The 16,652-nt window shown below is 70.3% G+C and carries 13 protein-coding genes and 3 pseudogenes; 6 read left to right on the top strand and 10 right to left on the bottom strand.

Going from position 1 to position 16,652, the window contains the following annotated elements; translation table 11 throughout:
* The first annotated feature begins 93 nt into the window (after window positions 1-93).
* Entirely contained in the window at window positions 94-540 is a 447-nt protein-coding gene (locus tag AB0898_RS19315; protein WP_366804149.1) for an Rrf2 family transcriptional regulator, read from the top strand.
* A 42-nt stretch (window positions 541-582) separates the two neighbouring features.
* Here AB0898_RS19315 and AB0898_RS19310 read toward each other — a convergent pair whose 3' ends face one another.
* On the bottom strand, window positions 583-1,767 hold the full coding sequence (locus tag AB0898_RS19310) for a globin domain-containing protein (RefSeq protein ID WP_366804148.1): 1,185 nt from the start codon (window positions 1,765-1,767) through the stop codon (window positions 583-585).
* A gap of 361 nt (window positions 1,768-2,128) precedes the next feature.
* Here AB0898_RS19310 and AB0898_RS19305 point away from each other — a divergent pair, with 361 nt between their 5' ends.
* Window positions 2,129-3,490 carry a glutamine synthetase family protein gene (locus AB0898_RS19305; RefSeq protein ID WP_018545441.1) on the top strand — a complete coding sequence of 454 codons (1,362 nt, stop codon included), beginning with the start codon at window positions 2,129-2,131 and terminating at the stop codon, window positions 3,488-3,490.
* A gap of 127 nt (window positions 3,491-3,617) precedes the next feature.
* Window positions 3,618-4,445: a M55 family metallopeptidase gene (locus tag AB0898_RS19300; RefSeq protein WP_366804294.1), complete on the top strand. Its 828-nt coding sequence runs from the start codon at window positions 3,618-3,620 to the stop codon at window positions 4,443-4,445.
* 42 nt (window positions 4,446-4,487) lie between these two features.
* Here the strand turns inward: AB0898_RS19300 and AB0898_RS19295 are convergent, their stop codons facing one another.
* From AB0898_RS19295 to AB0898_RS19275, 5 genes and pseudogenes are all read right to left on the bottom strand, one after another.
* The gene (locus AB0898_RS19295; RefSeq protein ID WP_366804147.1) at window positions 4,488-5,762 is read right to left on the bottom strand and encodes a glycosyltransferase family 2 protein; all 1,275 of its coding nucleotides are present in this window, start codon (window positions 5,760-5,762) and stop codon (window positions 4,488-4,490) included.
* Complete coding sequence (locus AB0898_RS19290; protein ID WP_361783119.1) at window positions 5,752-5,910, bottom strand: hypothetical protein; 159 nt, start codon at window positions 5,908-5,910, stop codon at window positions 5,752-5,754. The genes AB0898_RS19295 and AB0898_RS19290 overlap by 11 nt, the downstream gene beginning before the upstream one ends.
* Before the next feature lie 26 nt (window positions 5,911-5,936).
* Window positions 5,937-7,196 carry a nucleotide sugar dehydrogenase gene (locus AB0898_RS19285; protein ID WP_366804146.1) on the bottom strand — a complete coding sequence of 420 codons (1,260 nt, stop codon included), beginning with the start codon at window positions 7,194-7,196 and terminating at the stop codon, window positions 5,937-5,939.
* Between the two features lie 608 nt (window positions 7,197-7,804).
* Window positions 7,805-8,484: pseudogene (locus tag AB0898_RS19280) on the bottom strand (Scr1 family TA system antitoxin-like transcriptional regulator).
* A gap of 12 nt (window positions 8,485-8,496) precedes the next feature.
* The gene (locus AB0898_RS19275; protein WP_366804145.1) at window positions 8,497-8,991 is read right to left on the bottom strand and encodes a DUF6879 family protein; all 495 of its coding nucleotides are present in this window, start codon (window positions 8,989-8,991) and stop codon (window positions 8,497-8,499) included.
* Window positions 8,992-9,764: 773 nt separating this feature from the next.
* Here AB0898_RS19275 and AB0898_RS19270 point away from each other — a divergent pair.
* Window positions 9,765-9,857 (top strand): annotated as a pseudogene (locus AB0898_RS19270) (AAA family ATPase); the annotation flags it as partial.
* Between the two features lie 52 nt (window positions 9,858-9,909).
* On the opposite strand, the gene AB0898_RS19265 reads toward AB0898_RS19270, so the two are convergent.
* Entirely contained in the window at window positions 9,910-10,743 is an 834-nt protein-coding gene (locus AB0898_RS19265; protein ID WP_366804144.1) for an NAD(P)H-binding protein, read from the bottom strand.
* 135 nt (window positions 10,744-10,878) lie between these two features.
* On the opposite strand from AB0898_RS19265, the gene AB0898_RS19260 reads away from it, so the two are divergent.
* A complete protein-coding gene (locus AB0898_RS19260; RefSeq protein WP_366804143.1) occupies window positions 10,879-11,544 on the top strand; it encodes a methyltransferase domain-containing protein in 666 nt (221 codons plus the stop codon).
* Window positions 11,545-11,586: 42 nt separating this feature from the next.
* Here AB0898_RS19260 and AB0898_RS19255 read toward each other — a convergent pair whose 3' ends face one another.
* Window positions 11,587-11,997: a VOC family protein gene (locus tag AB0898_RS19255; protein WP_366804142.1), complete on the bottom strand. Its 411-nt coding sequence runs from the start codon at window positions 11,995-11,997 to the stop codon at window positions 11,587-11,589.
* A pseudogene (locus AB0898_RS19250) lies at window positions 11,994-12,215 on the bottom strand (pyridoxamine 5'-phosphate oxidase family protein); the annotation flags it as partial. The gene AB0898_RS19255 and the pseudogene AB0898_RS19250, both read right to left, overlap by 4 nt.
* Window positions 12,216-12,644: 429 nt before the next feature.
* On the opposite strand from AB0898_RS19250, the gene AB0898_RS19245 reads away from it, so the two are divergent.
* On the top strand, window positions 12,645-15,644 hold the full coding sequence (locus AB0898_RS19245; protein ID WP_366804141.1) for a bifunctional [glutamine synthetase] adenylyltransferase/[glutamine synthetase]-adenylyl-L-tyrosine phosphorylase: 3,000 nt from the start codon (window positions 12,645-12,647) through the stop codon (window positions 15,642-15,644).
* A 1-nt stretch (window position 15,645) separates the two neighbouring features.
* On the opposite strand, the gene AB0898_RS19240 is transcribed toward AB0898_RS19245, so the two are convergent.
* Window positions 15,646-16,596, bottom strand: coding sequence for a phosphatase PAP2 family protein (locus tag AB0898_RS19240; RefSeq protein WP_366804140.1), 951 nt, complete (start codon window positions 16,594-16,596; stop codon window positions 15,646-15,648).
* Between the last annotated feature and the right edge of the window lie 56 nt (window positions 16,597-16,652).

The raw sequence follows: 16,652 nt of genomic DNA, 5'->3' as shown, positions 1-16,652 counted from the left end.
TGGGGGAGGCGGGGCCGCCGGGCCGGGACGGAAGGCCCGGCTGTGACAACCGGATAATTTGAACCGGGAATGCGTATTACCTACGCTTCCGGTATGAGGCTGCTGCGCTCCACCGATCTCGCCCTGCGGGTCCTCATGCGACTCGCGGTGGCCGGTGCCGACGCGAACCCCACGACCCGCGAGGTGGCGGCCGACATGGGCGTCCCCTACACGCACACCACCAAGGTCGTCGCAGAACTCCAGCACCTCGGCCTGGTCGACGCCCGCCGGGGCCGGCGCGGCGGGCTCAGCCTGACCGAGCGCGGCCGTAAGGCGTCCGTCGGCTCGGTGGTGCGGACCTTCGAGGGCGAGGGCGACGTGGTCGAGTGCGAGGGCCCGACCCCCTGCCCGCTCAACTCCGCGTGCCGGCTGCGCGGCGCACTGCGACGGGCCCAGGAGGCGTTCTTCGCCTCACTGGACCCGTTGACGATCGAGGACATGGTCGCGGACCCGACCGGGCCCGTCCTGCTGGGCATCTCCAGCGGCCCGCCGAGGAGTTGACGGGCCGCCGACGGTATGGCCGGTCCGTCCCGGCGCTCCGGCTCAGCCCTGCGCGAGCCAGAGGTCCGGGCCGAACACCTCGTAGTGGATGTCGGCCGGGGCCACGCCCTTCTCGATCAGCTGGGCGCGCACCGCGCGCATGAAGGGCAGCGGACCGCACAGATAGGCGCGCGTGCCGGAGGCCACCGGGATGCCGGTGAGGTCGACGCGGCCGGTGCGGGCGTTCGCGGGGGCGCCGGCCTCGTAGAAGAAGTGGCAGGCCGCGTCCGGCAGCTTCGCGGCGTACGCCTCGTGGTCGGCGCGCAGCGCGTGGTCGGCGGGGGAGCGGTCGCCGTGCACCACGGTGACCGGGGCGCGGTGGCCCGCGTCCGCGAGCGCGGCGAGCATCGCCACCATCGGGGTCACACCGATGCCCGCCGAGGCGAGCAGCAGCGGGTGCTCGTCGTCACCGTCCAGTACGAGGTCGCCGTACGGCTCGGACAGGCTGACCCGGTCGCCGACCGCGACGTGCCGGTGCAGGAAGTCGGACACCTCGCCGTCCGGGCCCGCGCCGCCGTGCACCCGCTTGACGCTGATCTGGCGCACGCCCTCGCCGGGGGCGCCGGAGAGGCTGTACTGCCGGATCTGGTGGGCGCCGTCGGGCAGGTCCACGCCGACGGAGACGTACTGTCCCGCGCGGAACGGCGAGACGGGCCCGCCGTCCACGGGGCGCAGCCGCAGGGTGACGACGTCGGCGGTCTCGGTGATCCGCTCGACGACCTCCCACTCACGGGTGCCCCGGCCGCCGCTCTGCTCGTAGAGCCGCTTCTCGATGGCGATGAGGGCGTTGGCCATCAGCCAGTAGACCTCGTCCCAGGCGGCGGCGACCTCGGGGGTGACGGCGTCGCCGAGCACCTCCACGATCGCGGCGAAGAGGTGCTCGTGGACGACGTCGTACTGCTCGGGGGCGATGCCGAGGGAGGCGTGTTTGTGGGCGATGCGGTCCAGCAGGGCGTCCGGGCGCTGGTCGGGGTGGTCCAGCAGGTGCACGGCGAACCCGGCGATGGAACCGGCGAGGGCCTGCTTCTGGGCGCCGGAGGCCTGGTTGCCCCGGTTGAACAGGTTCCGCAGCAGCTCGGGGTGGGCGTCGAAGAGACGGGCGTAGAACCGCTCGGTGATCTCGCCGATGGCCGCGCCGACGGCGGGCAGGGTGGCGCGGACGGTGGCTGCGGACTGCGGGGACAGCATCGGGGCTCCTCACGACGGGACGGCCGGCAGGCTCTGCCTGTCTTCTCCTCGACGCTATGAAAACTTGCATCTGAGATGCAAATTAAAACGGGGTGTCTTCCCTCACGTGGGGGTGTGATCGGATGGGTTCCGGCCACCCGCCCGGCCATTACGGATACGGGTCCGAGCAGGCAAGATGGGCGGCAGGGCAGTACACCCGCCGTACCAGAGTCGTACGAGAGCCGTTCAGGCCGAGGAGGCCCGGGCGACCGAGGTCCGCAACGCGCGCGAAACGCGGTTGTGGTGGGATGCTCAGGTGCCCGACCGCGTCCCGCGGCACCGGGGGAAGGCGGCCTGACCAGCAAGGATGGGGAAGCGGAAGATGGACAAGCAGCAGGAGTTCGTGCTCCGGACCTTGGAGGAGCGGGACATCCGGTTCGTACGCCTGTGGTTCACGGACGTGCTGGGTTTCCTGAAGTCCGTGGCCGTGGCCCCCGCCGAGCTGGAACAGGCCTTCGACGAGGGCATCGGCTTCGACGGCTCCGCGATCGAGGGCTTCGCCCGGGTCTACGAGTCCGACATGATCGCCAAGCCGGACCCGTCGACCTTCCAGATGCTGCCCTGGCGTGCGGAGAGCCCCGGCACGGCCCGCATGTTCTGCGACATCCTGATGCCGGACGGCTCCCCGTCCTTCGCCGACCCGCGCTACGTGCTCAAGCGCGCGCTCGCCCGCACCTCCGACCTCGGGTTCACCTTCTACACCCACCCCGAGATCGAGTTCTTCCTGCTCAAGGACCGCCCGCTGGACGGCTCCCGCCCGATCCCGGCCGACAACTCCGGCTACTTCGACCACACGCCGACCAGCATCGGCCTGGACTTCCGGCGCCAGGCGATCACCATGCTGGAGTCGATGGGCATCTCGGTGGAGTTCTCCCACCACGAGGGCGGCCCCGGCCAGCAGGAGATCGACCTGCGCTACGCCGACGCGCTCTCCACGGCCGACAACATCATGACGTTCCGCCTGGTCATGAAGCAGGTGGCCCTGGAGCAGGGCGTCCAGGCGACGTTCATGCCGAAGCCCTTCTCCGAGCACCCCGGCTCGGGCATGCACACCCACCTCTCCCTCTTCGAGGGCGACCGGAACGCGTTCTACGAGTCCGGCTCCGAGTACCAGCTCTCCAAGGTCGGCCGCTCCTTCATCGCCGGCCTCCTGCGCCACGCCGCCGAGATCTCCGCCGTCACCAACCAGTGGGTCAACTCCTACAAGCGCATCTGGGGCGGCTCGGAGCGCACGGCAGGCGCCGGCGGCGAAGCCCCCTCCTACATCTGCTGGGGCCACAACAACCGCTCCGCCCTGGTCCGCGTCCCCATGTACAAGCCCGGCAAGACCGGCTCCGCCCGCGTGGAGGTCCGCTCCCTGGACTCCGGCGCGAACCCGTACCTGGCCTACGCGGTCCTCCTCGCGGCGGGCCTGAAGGGCATCGAGGAGGGCTACGAACTCCCCCCGGGCGCCGAGGACGACGTCTGGGCCCTCTCCGACGCCGAACGCCGCGCGATGGGCATCGAGCCTCTGCCCCAGAACCTGGGTGAGGCCCTGACTCTGATGGAACGCAGCGACCTCGTCGCCGAGACCCTCGGCGAACACGTCTTCGACTTCTTCCTCCGGAACAAGCGGCAGGAGTGGGAGGAGTACCGGTCCGAGGTGACGGCCTTCGAACTCCGCAAGAACCTGCCGGTGTTGTAGGGGACTCCGTCCGCGACGGGCGCGGCGCCTCCACCGTGATCGGCGGTGACCGGCGCCGTGCCGTCAGGGAACCGTCCGAAGATCACCGTGCGTCTCCTTGGTGATCAAGTGTGAGGAGACGGTGGCGGTGCGGATCTACATCAGTGCGGACATGGAGGGCGTCACGGGGCTCGTGGACGCCGACGACGTCCAGCCCGGCGGCCGGGACTACGAGCGTGGGCGCCGGATGATGGCAGAGGACGTCAACGCGGCGATCCGGGGCGCCATTTCGGCCGGTGCCACGGACATCACCGTCAACGACGCGCACGGACCCATGCGCAACATCCTGCCCGAGGCCCTGCATCCGGCGGCCCGTCTCATCCGCGGCAGGCCCAAGCAGATGTGCATGCTCGAAGGGCTCGGCCCCGAGTACGACGCGATGCTCTGCGTCGGTTACCACGCGCGGGCCGGCGCGCCCGGCGTACTGAGCCACAGCTTCATGGGCCACGAGATCGAGGACATGTGGCTGGACGACCGCCCCGTGGGCGAGATCGGCCTGGCCCACGCCACGGCCGCGTCGCTCGGCGTCCCGCTGGCCGCCCTCACCGGCGACGACCACGCCTGCACGGAGATGACCGACTGGGACCCCTCGGTGACGACCGTGCCCGTGAAGTACGCCCACGACCGCTTCACCGCCACCCTCCGCCCCGCCGACGAGGCCCGCACGGCCATCGAACAGGCGGTCACCACGAGCCTCTCCTCCATACCGACACTCCAGCAGACGTCGGCCCCCTCCACCCTCACCGTCCGCTGGCAGTCGGCCTCGGTCGCCTCGACCCTCCTCGGCATCCCCGGAGTCACCCGGACCGACAGCCGAACCGTCCAGGCCCGGGGCCCGCTCCCGGACCTCTACCGCCTGTTCGGAGTCTGGCTGCGAGTGGCGACATCCCTGACGAACCAGGCGCCGTACTGCTGACCGGTACCCCCCCGGCCGTCCCGGGCGCCCCTCCCACGTGGGTCAGGCCCTGGTGGCGACCGGTGTGGCAGGGGCGTTCGCGTGGGCGTTGCCTCGGGTGTGCCAGCCGCGTTCGCGGAGTTTGAAGATGGCCCAGTACTTCGCCGGGTAGATGACCAGGACCTTGACCAGGAGTTCCACCGGTGTGGCCCACAGCCAGGTGATCAGCTTGGTGGTGCGGCTCATGTGGGGACGGCGGATGAGGTACTGGGCCGTCTCGGCGTAGCGGATGGCGAGGTACGAGCCGAAGGCGAGCCAGATGTAGGGACCCTGGGCGCGGAAGAAGACGCCGCTGAGGGTCATGACCAGCAGGACCGGAAGCATGATCCACTGGGTGACGGCGAGCAGCGGGAACAGCAGCTTGCGCCAGTCCAGGTTGATCACGGCGAAGGGCAGTGCCTGCCAGGAGGACTTGCCCCAGCGCAGACGCTGCTTGAACAGGCCCCGCAGGGTGTCGGGCATCGCGGAGTGCACGAGCGCGTCGTTGACGACGACGACGTCCCCGCGCAGCAGGGCGTACATGGTCAGGCGGCGGTCGTCACCGTTGGTCCCCGACTTCACATAGTCGGCCAGGTTGTCGAAGACGACGGGAGCGCGGTAGAGGGCGAGGGCCCCCGAGGTCGTCTCCACCGCGCCGAGCACGGACCGGGAGGAGCGGATCATCAGGCAGCTGGTGCCGATGTTGACGTCGGATATCCGGGTCAGCCAGTTGTCTTGGAAGTTCCGCGTGAGGATCAGTCCGGTGGCGGCCATGACCTGGCGCTTGCTCATGGCCCGCATCAGGTTCTCGACCGCGTCATCGGCCGGAACCGAGTCGGAGTCCACGGTCAGGACGAAGTCCCATTCCGTCGGGTCGAGTTGCCGCAGGATGCCGGCCTGGGCGTAGCGCTTGCCGCCGTTGGGCTGGCGGTGCCAGTGGATCTTGGGGTGGTCGAAGGGCTCGACCGGATGCCGCGCGGAGCCGTCGTCCATGACGTGGATCTCGTCCACGGGACAGGTCTGCCGTAACAGCGACTCGAGCGCGGCACGCAGCAGCCGGGGCTCTTCCTCGTAGGCCGGCACCAGGGCGACGACGCGGCCCGTGGCCGGACGGCGGTTGCGCCACTGCGTGTTCACCTCCAGCGAGGAGATGTAGAAGACGATGAGCGCGGCGTCGAAGAGGTACAGGGCGGTCAGGAACTTACGGTCGCTCTCGCCGAGGGCGAGGTGGTAGGTGGCCGCCCAGACGGCCACCCCCACCGCGCCCAGGACACAGGCGACGAGCCTGCTACGCCTCATACCGGTTCCCTCGGTTGGCGACGCGGTACAGCACCGCGCCGAGGACGACCAGGCCGATGATCGTGGCGATGGTCCACTGGAAGGCGGCGGTGCCGCCGAACAGCGCCACGGCGCTGCCCGTTCTGGCGAGGGTGCCCTTGTCATACATGTGGATGCCCTGTTCTCTCTCGTGTCCTAAAGGCGTTCGATGTGCGGTGCGCTGGCCATGACACCGCGGGTGTCCAGGACGTAGGCCGCTTCGTCGGCGACTCGGGTCAGGTCGAACTCGTCGTGCGGGGTCAGCAGCACGACGGCGTCGAAGTCGGCGACGCTCGTCCCGGCGCGCGCGGCGGCGAAGGGGATGTCCCGGTGGCTGCCGGCGGGCAGGTACGGGTCGATCACGGTGACCTGCGCGCCCATGGCCCTCAGCCGGTCGACCACATCGACCGCCGGGGACTGGCGGGAGTCCGCGGTTCCGGGCTTGTACGCGGCCCCGAGCGCGAGAATCCGGGCTCCGTGGACGCTGCGGGAGAAGCGTCGGCCGAGCGCGTCCTGGAGGCGGCGCACCACGTACTCGGGCTGGCTGTCGTTGATGTCCTGGGCCAGCTCGATGAGACGAAACGATTCGCCGTGCTGGGTTCTGACGTGGTGGCTCAGATAGACCGGGTCGATGGGCAGGCAGTGGCCGCCGACACCAGGACCGGGCTGGAACCGCGTGAATCCGAACGGCTTCGACGCCGCGAGTTCGAGGGTGTGCCACACGTCCACGCCGAGGGTGTGGGCGATCCGGGACAGCTCGTTGACCAGGGCGATGTTGACGTGCCGGTAGGTGTTCTCGAACACCTTCGCCAGCTCCGCCTCCTCCAGGCCGGACGCCGGTACGGTCACCTCGGTGACCGCGTCGTAGAAGGCCTTCACCCGCTCCAGGCACGCCTCGGTGAGCCCGGCGACGATCTTGGGGGTGTTCTCCAGGCGCCACACCGCGTTGCCCGGGTCGATCCGCTCGGGGCTGAAGCCGACGTGGAAGTCCTTCCCCGCGACGAGGCCGGACCCCTCCTCCAGCAGCGGGATCAGCACGTTGCGGGTGGTACCCGGGTGCGTGGTGGACTCCAGCACCACGGTCCCGCCCGCCTCCAGGTGCCGCGCCAGTTCCCGGGCGGCGTCGCGGACACAGCTGAGGTCCGGGGTGCGGTCGGTCAGCGGGGTCGGGACGGTGATCACCGCGACGTCGAAGCCCTTGAGGCCGGCCGGATCGCTGGTGGGCTTGTAGGCGCCGGAGCGCAACAGGCGCCCGAGTCTGCCGGAGTCGATGTCCTCGATGTACGAAGACCCGGCGGCGAGCTGAGCGCACCGGCGCTCGTCGGGCTCGTAACCGACGACGCTGTGACCTGCCTCCGCGGCCCGTAAGGCCAGAGGCAGGCCGACATACCCCTGTCCCAGAACACAGATGTCCATGGCGATTTCCTCACCCTTCAGCCGGCCCACGACGTGGCGGGCCGGAAAACGGCGCCCCTGAAATGCACCCGTCTGTTCCTGAAGCAGACGGGTGCGGCGTCGGGCACTGCACATTGCGCTGTGAATCCTTTGCTGCAAACCCCCTCGGACTGCAGCAGCCGTTCACGACGGCTCACCGCCGACTCGATGACGGCCCGGGCCCCCTGCCCGGACACGTCAGAGAAGTGCGGTGATCTTCACGAACCCCCCTCATTCGTGGACCTTAAGAGTTCAACAGCATGCGGGAGTTGGGAAGCCCGCTTTACCGATCCGAGACCTGAGGTCGGCTTGCGGAAGCCGACGCGAAAGAGGCGGCAAGTGCCCAGTATTGAGCCGCATTTGGGTCATCCTGGAAGTTGTATACGCACGTCAGACGACCCCTACGGTGTACGGCGCGCCCGGGCCCCGAGAGGGCCTGTGAGGCCGACCGGTGATCAACAAATCTTCACAATTCCCGGGCAGTGCAACGAACCCACCAGTCCCTCCGGAACCAGATACCCGCCACCACCTCAAGCACCGCAAGGCTGGTTGCATTCAGCAACAGCCAGACCGGCATCCGGGGAGGCGTGTCAGTGTGGATTCAGGGCGCGGCGGGCCGCGTTGATGAGGTTGTGGGCGTCGGCGCCGTACACCGCCGGCTCGCGGAGGGTCTTCCACACCTTCGCGTACAAGGCGATGTTGTCGGCGTCGTCCAGCCACAGCTCGGCGTGCCGGTCCTCGGCGATGACCAGGCGTGCAGTGTGCGGCGGCTGGGCCGGTACAGCCACTCCTGCCGCTGCACGCGGGCGCGCACGGCGTCCTTGATGTCGCCGGCGTTTCCCAGCAGCTCCGAGTACCGCTGGATGACGTGGCGCGCGTACTCGGGTGTCTGCATCAGTCCGGCGATCACCGACTCTTCGCAGATCCAGATGTCCGAGGTGCGGTCGATCTCCGCGCTCAGTCCCTCGTGCATCGGCTTGAAGCCGTTCGCCAGCGCCCTGCGTCATGACCTGATGTGGGACTCGAACCCTGCCAGCCGGGCGACCGACTCGGCGTACACGCCCGGCTGTTCGGTCGTGTCGGCCCATGCCCTCAGGTCCTCCGGCGTGGCGGCCTGTCTGCCGTTCTCCAGCTTGCTGACCTTGGAACCGGGCCGGCCCAGCCGCTGCGCGAGTTGCCGACCGGTGAGCCGGCCACCAGGGCAGGTGAACCGGAGTTCGCGAAGTCGCGCCCCCAGGGCCGCCCTTGCCTGCTGACAGTCGGTGCTCACCGGTCATCCACGCTATTCGTTCGGTGCCACCTGCGCGGCGAACTCGTCACGCGGGACGGCGTGGTGCATGGCCGCGTCGCGAACGACGCAGTACCGCACGACTTCGGCCGGTTCGGTGGTCAGCTCGATGTTCAGGAGGTTGTCGTCGTCATCGAAGTGCAGCAGCGCGACCAGCCGCGGATCGAAGATCCAGAAGTCCTCGGCGGGCAGAGCCGTCCGTTCGGCGTCCTCGCGCCACAGGTACCGCTGGAAGAGGCGCCGGAAGGTGTCCCGGTCGACGATTTCCGGCACCCGTTCCGTCTCCTTCGGACCCCAGTTCACGAGCAGTTCGCGCGGCACGGCAACCGCCGCGTCGTTCGGCCCCAAGTGCTGGAGCTGAGCCAGGTCTTCGGGATCGGTGACGGGGGTGCCCTGCACAATGATCTCGCCGGTTCCTTCGTCCGCGTGCAGGGCGGGGCGCCCGTCGACCTTGCTGTCGGTGCCGGTGAAGCGGAGCTGACGGGCCATGGGCGCTCTCCCTTCCAGGCGTGTTGATCCAAACAGCATGGCCAGTGAGCCGCCTCAGCTCCACAGGGTGAGGCAGTACTCGGGCGAAAACACCAGCAATCTGCGAGACGCACCGAGCAAAAACGAGAAAACAGCACATCGGCTGCCAACTCGCCATCTCTGGCCTCCGGTTCATGACGACCAAGGAACCGCAGGACGTGGACCCGTACGCGACAGCGGAGACCCTGAGGACAGCCCTGACCGAGGTCGGGGTCGTCCTTCCGTCTCTGAGGGTTGACCTCGCATCCCCCGAGTTGCGGCTCATCGAGCTGGGACGGGTGCGCGCCGACGTGGCCGCCCCTGGCCCGAGCACTTCAGCGAGAGAGGCACGAGTGATGGCGGAGGAGGAACCGCCGGAGGGCTCTCTGGTCATCGACACCGAGCGCGACAAGCTCGGTTACGTCATGGGGCATGTCGGCCCCTGCATCCCACTCCGGCCGCTGGCCGGTGGACGCGAAGGGGACGCCGATCCCGCACACGTCCGCCGGGCCACGGACGCGGAACGGCTGAGAGCCGTGCAGGAGCGAACCCGCGCTCTGAACGCGATGAGCAGCAGAGGGATCTTCTTACGAGTGCAAGGGCGGAGGACACCTCGACCATGTCCCCGGTGGCTCTGTCGGTGAGTCGTGGTGTCGTTTGTCGTTCAGCACGGCCCGCACCCCCGCCGTCCACGCCTCCGCCCTCACCGTCGTACGCGGCCCCCGCGTCCGACCAGGCTGGATCCGTACAAGCCCAACGAAAGTTTCGGCGGATGGACGAAGACGCTCACGGACCCGCGGCTCTGCACGGCCATCATCGAAACCGGCACGGACCCCTACCGCCTCGCCAGACCCAAGCCCGCGCCGGGCAGGCCGCCGCACTCCCGGCCGGCCGGGTGTCTCAGCGGAAGTGGGCGGCGTTCTCCGCAGCCCACTGCCGGAACGTTCTGGCCGGGGAGCCGGTGATCTGCGGAACGGTGTCGCGTACCGCCAGCAGTTCGTCGTTGACGGCTCCGCCCGTGACGTCGAGCACCGCGTCCGCGGCCTCGTCCCCGAAGACCGCGGCCAGCTGGGTGTGAGCCTCCTGGCGGCTGATCTCGATAAAGGGAACATTCCGCCCGATTGCTGCCGCTATGGCCTGGGCCTGCTGCCGGGCGGTCACCGGGTCCGGACCGGTCAGGGCGTACGTCCGTCCCCGGTGGCCGGGCTCGGTCAGCGCCACCCGCGCCACGGATGCGATGTCCGCAGGGTGGATGGTGGGCAGCGCGGTGTCCGCGTACGGCGCGCGGACCGTTTCGTGGTCACGGATCGACGCCGCCCACATCAGAGCATTCGAGGCGAACTGTGTCGGCCGCAGGATCGTCCAGGCCAAGCCGCTGTCCTTGAGCAGCATCTCGACCGCGAGGTTCTCGTCGGCGGGGCCCAGATGCGGATGAGTCTGGACGGTGATGGACGACACCAGCACCACGTGCTCCACCCCCGCCCGCCGGGCAGCCTCGATGATCTCGGCATCCGGGCCCAGCCGCGACACGAGGAACAGCGAGCGCACCCCGTCCAGAGCGGGCTTCAACGATTCCGGCTCCGCGAAGTCGCCCTCAACGGCCTCGACCCCCTCGGGGAACATGGCCCGTGAGGCGTCACGGGTGAGCCCCCTCAACGGCCCCGCACCACATGCGCGCAACTCTCTCAGCAGCGCACTTCCTGTGTTTCCGGTGGCTCCGGTCACGAGGATCACGGACGCGTTCTCCTGTCGTCGGATGATCGACCTGAGGAACACGCTAAAAGCTCAATCGCACTTCAGGTCAAGGAGAAGGCCGCCCCTTCCCGGATACGGTCCAAAAAGAACAAAAAGAAAGCGCACGCTGCGTGCATGGCGACCTACGACATCATCGGCGCGACCTACGCAGACGGAGCAGGCACCGGCTCTTGCGAACCGCCCCGAACGGTGCTGGCTGTCGAACCCAGCGCAGTGATGATCGCCCAGCGCCCGGCCGGATCCGCGCCTGCCCTGGAAGCATCCGCGGAGTCGATCCCTCTCGCCGACAACTCGGCCGACGTGGCAATGGCCCTCCTGACCGTGCACCACTGGAGCGACCTGGAAGCCGGCATCGGCGAACTCCGCCGTATCGCCCGGCAGCGGATCGTCATCCTCACCTTCGACCCCGACGTCAACCGCAGGTTCTGGCTGCTGGAGGAGTACCTGCCCGAAGCAGCCGCACTCGACGGCACCCGAGCCGTCGCCGTCGAACAACTGGCCACGCTGCTGGGAGGCGCCCGCATCGAAACCGTCCCCGTCCCGCACGACTGCACCGATGGATTCCGCGCCGCCTTCTGGCGCCGACCCGAGGCCTACCTCGACCCGGAAGTGCGGGCCGGTATCTCACTGTTCGCCCAGACCAGCGACGACGTCATCCAGCCGGGCCTGGCCCGCCTGTCCGACGACCTGTCCTGCGGCCGGTGGCACCAGCGCCATGCCGACCTGCTCCACCGCGAAGCACTCGACGCCGGCTACCGGCTGCTCCTGGCCGACCTGTAAAACTCCACAGCGGCGCTGCGCCACGGAAGCGACCGCAAGCCCTCACCGCACCAGTTCCCCCACCCCCAGCAGATTCCCCTCACTGTCCCGGAACCAGGCCCCCCGCTCGCCCCGGGCCCCCTTGCTCGGGTAGTTGCCCTCGATCTCGGCGATGCCGTCCCGCGTGTGGAAGCCGGGGGAGTCGACGTCCTCGAAGGTGATGCCCTTGGCGCGCAGTTCGGAGACCACGGCGTCGAGGTCGTCGACCTGGAAGGCCATCTGGGTGAAGGTGCCGGGGGAGGTGCCGGTGGACTGGAAGACGACGAAGTCGGTGTCACCGCAGCGGTAGAGCAGGCCCCCGGGCCGCTCATCCACCGGCTCAAGGCCCAACTTCTCCGCGTAGAACCGCCGGGCCCGCGACAGATCCTGGGCGGGCAGCCGGGTCGCCACAGTGCCCCCGGCCAGCCCGCTCACGCGAACCTCCACCGGGTCTGACTGAAGGGCTCCCCCTTGCCGAACCCGAAGACGGTCACCGGCGCGACAGCGAAGACGTACGCGGGCCCGAGCCCGTGCTGGAAGCACCCGTCCCGTACCTCGTAGTGCCAGAAGGACCCGTACTTGGCCTCCCAAGCGGCCTCCAGCTCCCGCAACCGCCCCTCGTCGGTGACCCGGACCGCCTCCCCCTCCACCAGCCCCACCACTTCGTCCCAGGGGTGCGCGACAGTCCCCGGACTGCTGTACCGAACATCCAGCTCACCAACAGGCCCAGCCATGGACAACACCTCCAAGGAGAACCCCACCAATTCGGACCTTGCCCGCCCCGCGAACTCATCGCAACCGGCGGAAGCGACGGAAGGGACCGGGCCCCGCACCCGCGTACGGCGAGAAGGGGACGTGGCGGGGGGTGTCCGCCCGCAGCGGCCGGCGAGAACACCGGGCACCCACGCAGCGAACAGCGCGCCGGACCGAGGACGGACACCCCCCGCCGCGGCCCCGACCACGACACGACCGAGGGCGCAATGCCACGTACCGGCACCCAGCTCACCGCCCCGGCCACGACGCACCGCGGGCGTTACGCTCTGGCCAGGACCGTCCCGAACAAAGATGGGGAGCCCAAGAACATGACGCCGGGCCGCAGAAGCAGCACCTTCACCCGACTGCTCAGGCACGGCTTCACCGACCCCTCCGCCGCGGAACGCAGCCTCGACACCCCGGAGCTGGCAGAAGTACGCGACGACCCGGTCCTCCTGGAGGCGCTGGGCGAGACCGCGGACCCCGACCTCGCCCTGCACGGCCTGGTGAGACTCCTGGAGTCCCAGCCCGCCCCCACGGACAGAAGAGAACTCCTCGACACCCTGATCGCGGCGAAACCCCTGAGAGACCGCCTCCTCGGCATCCTCGGCGCGTCGGAGGCCCTGGCGGACCACCTGGCCCGCCACCCCCACGACTGGCAGGCACTGGTCACGTACGAACCGAGGGACCTGCACCCGGGAGTCGCGGAGTTCGAACGGGGACTCGCGGAGGCGACGGACCCCGTAACCCTGAGAGTCGCGTACCGCCGCTGCCTCCTCTCCATCGCCGCGAGGGACGTGTGCGGCACGACGGACCTGGCCCAGACGGCCGCGGAACTCGCGGACCTGGCGACGGCGACCCTCCGCGCCGCCCTGGCGATGGCGAGGACCGCCGCCCCCGAGGACGCCGCGGCCTGCCGCCTGGCGGTCATCGCGATGGGCAAGTGCGGCGGCCACGAGCTGAACTACGTCTCGGACGTGGACGTGATCTTCGTGGCGGAGGCGATGGAGGGCACGGACGAGGCGAAGGCCCTCAGGTCCGCGACGCGACTCGCCTCGCACATGATGCGGATCTGCTCGGAGACCACGGTCGAGGGCTCGATCTGGCCGGTGGACGCGAACCTGCGCCCGGAGGGCCGCAACGGCCCGCTCGTCCGCACGCTGAGCAGCCATGTCGCGTACTACCAGCGCTGGGCGAAGACCTGGGAGTTCCAGGCGCTGCTGAAGGCGCGCCCGGTGGCGGGGGACGCGGAGCTGGGGGAGGCGTACATCGAGGCGCTGGCGCCGATGGTGTGGCAGGCGGCGGAGCGGGAGAACTTCGTCGCGGACGTGCAGAAGATGCGCCGCAGGGTGGTGGAGAACATCCCGGCGGCGGAGATCGACCGCGAGCTGAAGCTGGGCCCCGGGGGCCTGAGGGACGTCGAGTTCGCGGTCCAGCTCCTCCAGCTCGTGCACGGCCGCACGGACCCGACCCTGCGCAGCAGGACGACCCTGGACGCGCTCCAGGCGCTGGCGGCGGGCGGCTACGTCGGCCGCGAGGACGCCGCCCGCCTGGACGAGGCGTACCGCTTCCTGCGCGCGATGGAGCACCGCATCCAGCTGTACCGCCTGCGCCGCACCCACCTGGTCCCGGAGGCGGAGGAGGACCTGCGACGGCTCGGCCGCTCGCTCGGCCTGCGCACCGACCCGGTGACCCGGCTGCGCCGCGAGTGGAAGCGGCACACCGGTGTCGTACGGCGGCTGCACGAGAAGCTGTTCTACCGCCCGCTGCTCGACGCGGTGGCCCAGCTCGCCCCCGGCGAGGCCCGGCTCAGCGCGGAGGCGGCGCGCGAGCGCCTGGTCGCGCTCGGGTACGCCGACCCGGCGGCCGCCCTGCGCCACCTGGAGGCGCTGGCCTCCGGGGTGACCCGCAAGGCGGCGATCCAGCGCACGCTGCTGCCCGTGCTGCTCGGCTGGTTCGCGGACTCCGCCGACCCCGACGCCGGCCTGCTCAACTTCCGCAAGGTCTCCGACGCGCTCGGCAAGACCCCCTGGTATCTGCGGCTGCTGCGCGACGAGGGCGCGGCGGCGGAGAACCTGGCCCGGGTCCTGTCGGCCGGCCGCCTCGCTCCCGACCTGCTGATGCGCGCCCCCGAGGCGGTGGCCCTGCTGGGCGACGGCGACGGCGGGAGCGGCGGCCTGGAGCCGCGCGGCCGGGCCCAGCTGGAGCAGGAGATCCTGGCCGCGGTGGGCCGCGCGGAGAACGCCGAGCAGGGCGTCACCGCGGCGCGCGGGGTGCGCCGCCGCGAGCTGTTCCGTACGGCCGCGACGGACATCGTCGGCTCCTACGGCACCGAGACCACCCCCGCCGAGGCCGACGAGGGCGCCCTCCTGGACCGTACCGGCGCGGCGGTCTCCGACCTCACCGCCGCCACCCTCGCGGGCACCCTGCGCGCGGTGGTCCGCGAGCACTGGGGCGACACCCTGCCGGTCCGGTTCGCGATCATCGGCATGGGCCGCTTCGGCGGGCACGAGCTGGGCTACGGCTCCGACGCCGACGTGCTCTTCGTCTACGAGCCGCGCGAGGGCGTGGACGACCAGGAGGCGAACCGCGCCGCGAACAAGGTCGTGGCCGAAATGCGCCGCCTGCTGCAGATCCCGAGCGCCGATCCGCCGCTGCTGATCGACGCGGATCTGCGCCCGGAGGGCAAGTCGGGGCCGCTGGTGCGCACCCTGAAGTCGTACGAGGCGTACTACCGCCGCTGGTCGCTGGTGTGGGAGTCGCAGGCGCTGCTGCGGGCCGAGCCGGTGGCCGGGGACGAGGACCTCGGGCGCCGGTTCATCGAGCTGATCGACCCGCTGCGCTACCCGCGCCACGGCCTGGACGACGAGGCCGTGCGCGAGATCCGGCGCCTGAAGGCCCGTATGGAGTCCGAGCGGCTGCCACGCGGCGCCGACCCCAAGCTGCACACCAAGCTGGGCCCCGGCGGCCTGTCCGACGTGGAGTGGACCGTGCAGCTGCTCCAGCTGCGGCACGCCTGGGAGGTGCCGGGCCTGCGGACGACCCGTACCCGCGAGGCGCTGGCCGCCGCGCGCGAGGCGGGGCTGCTGAGCGAGGAGGACGCGGCCGTACTGGACGAGGCGTGGGTCCTGGCGAGCCGGGTGCGCAACGCGGTCATGCTGGTCCGGGGCCGGGCCGGGGACACCTTCCCCACCGAGCCCCGCGAGCTGGCCGCCGTCGGCCGCTACCTCGGCTACGGCGCCGGCCAGGCGGGCACCATGCTCGACGCCTACCGCCGTACCGCCCGCCGGGCCCGCGCGGTGGTGGACGAGCGGTTCTACGCGGACTGAGTCACCGGGAACCGGTCTCGGTCCCGGTCCCGGACCCCGTCCCGGACTTCGTCCCCGCGCCCGGCGCCGGTTCCACCCCGCCGTCCACCCCCTCCACCCGGGAGTCCATCCGGGAGTCCACCCCGTCGTCCACCCCCCGCGGCAGCGCCCCCGGCAGCCGCCCGTACCAGAGCCACGCCACCGCGAACCCGAAGGCCAGGCACGCCGCCCCGCCCACCGCGTCCAGCCAGAAGTGGTTGGCGGTGGCGACGATGACCACCAGGGTGGCCGCCGGGTAGAGGAGGGCCAGGACGCGGACCCACGGCACCGAGGCCAGGGTGAAGACCGTCAGCCCGCACCACAGGGACCAGCCGATGTGCATGGACGGCATCGCGGCGTACTGGTTGGACATGTGCTTGAGGTCGCCGGAGGCCATCGAGCCCCACGTCTGGTGGACCATGACGGTGTCGATGAAGTGGCCGCCGCGCATCAGGCGGGGCGGGGCGAGCGGGAACAGGTAGTAGCCGAGCAGGGCCACGCCCGTGGTCGCGAACAGGACGAGTCTGGCGGCGCCGTAGCGCCCGGGATGCCAGCGGTAGAGCCACACCAGCACGGCGATCGTGATGACGAAGTGCAAGGTGGCGTAGTAGTAGTTCATGGCGATGATCAGCCAAGTCACCGCGTCGGCGGCGTGGTTGACCGACACCTCCACCGCGATGCCGAGATGGTGCTCCAGGCGCCAGATCCCGTCGGCGTTGCGCAGCGCGTCCGCCTTCTGCTCCGGGACCGCGTTGCGGATCAGGGAGTAGACCCAGTAACTCACGCCCGTCAGCAGGATCTCGAACCACAGCCGGGGCCGCCCGGGACGGCCGCGCAGCCGCTCCCGCACGCTCTTGCCGCGCTCGCCCGTGACGGTCCGCGGAACGGTCACCTTCTCGCGACCTTCCGGGCCTGTCACGGTCGAGTCACTCATAGCCACCGAGTCTGCCAGACAAAGCGTGCCTGACTGATCATCCCAAGGCGGGTTCC

Origin of the sequence: Streptomyces sp. NPDC005435, assembly GCF_040703155.1 — a bacterium.
Taxonomy (GTDB): Bacteria; Actinomycetota; Actinomycetes; order Streptomycetales; family Streptomycetaceae; genus Streptomyces.
The sequence above is the reverse complement of the archived record's forward strand: the minus strand, read 5'-3'. Positions and strand labels throughout refer to the sequence as shown.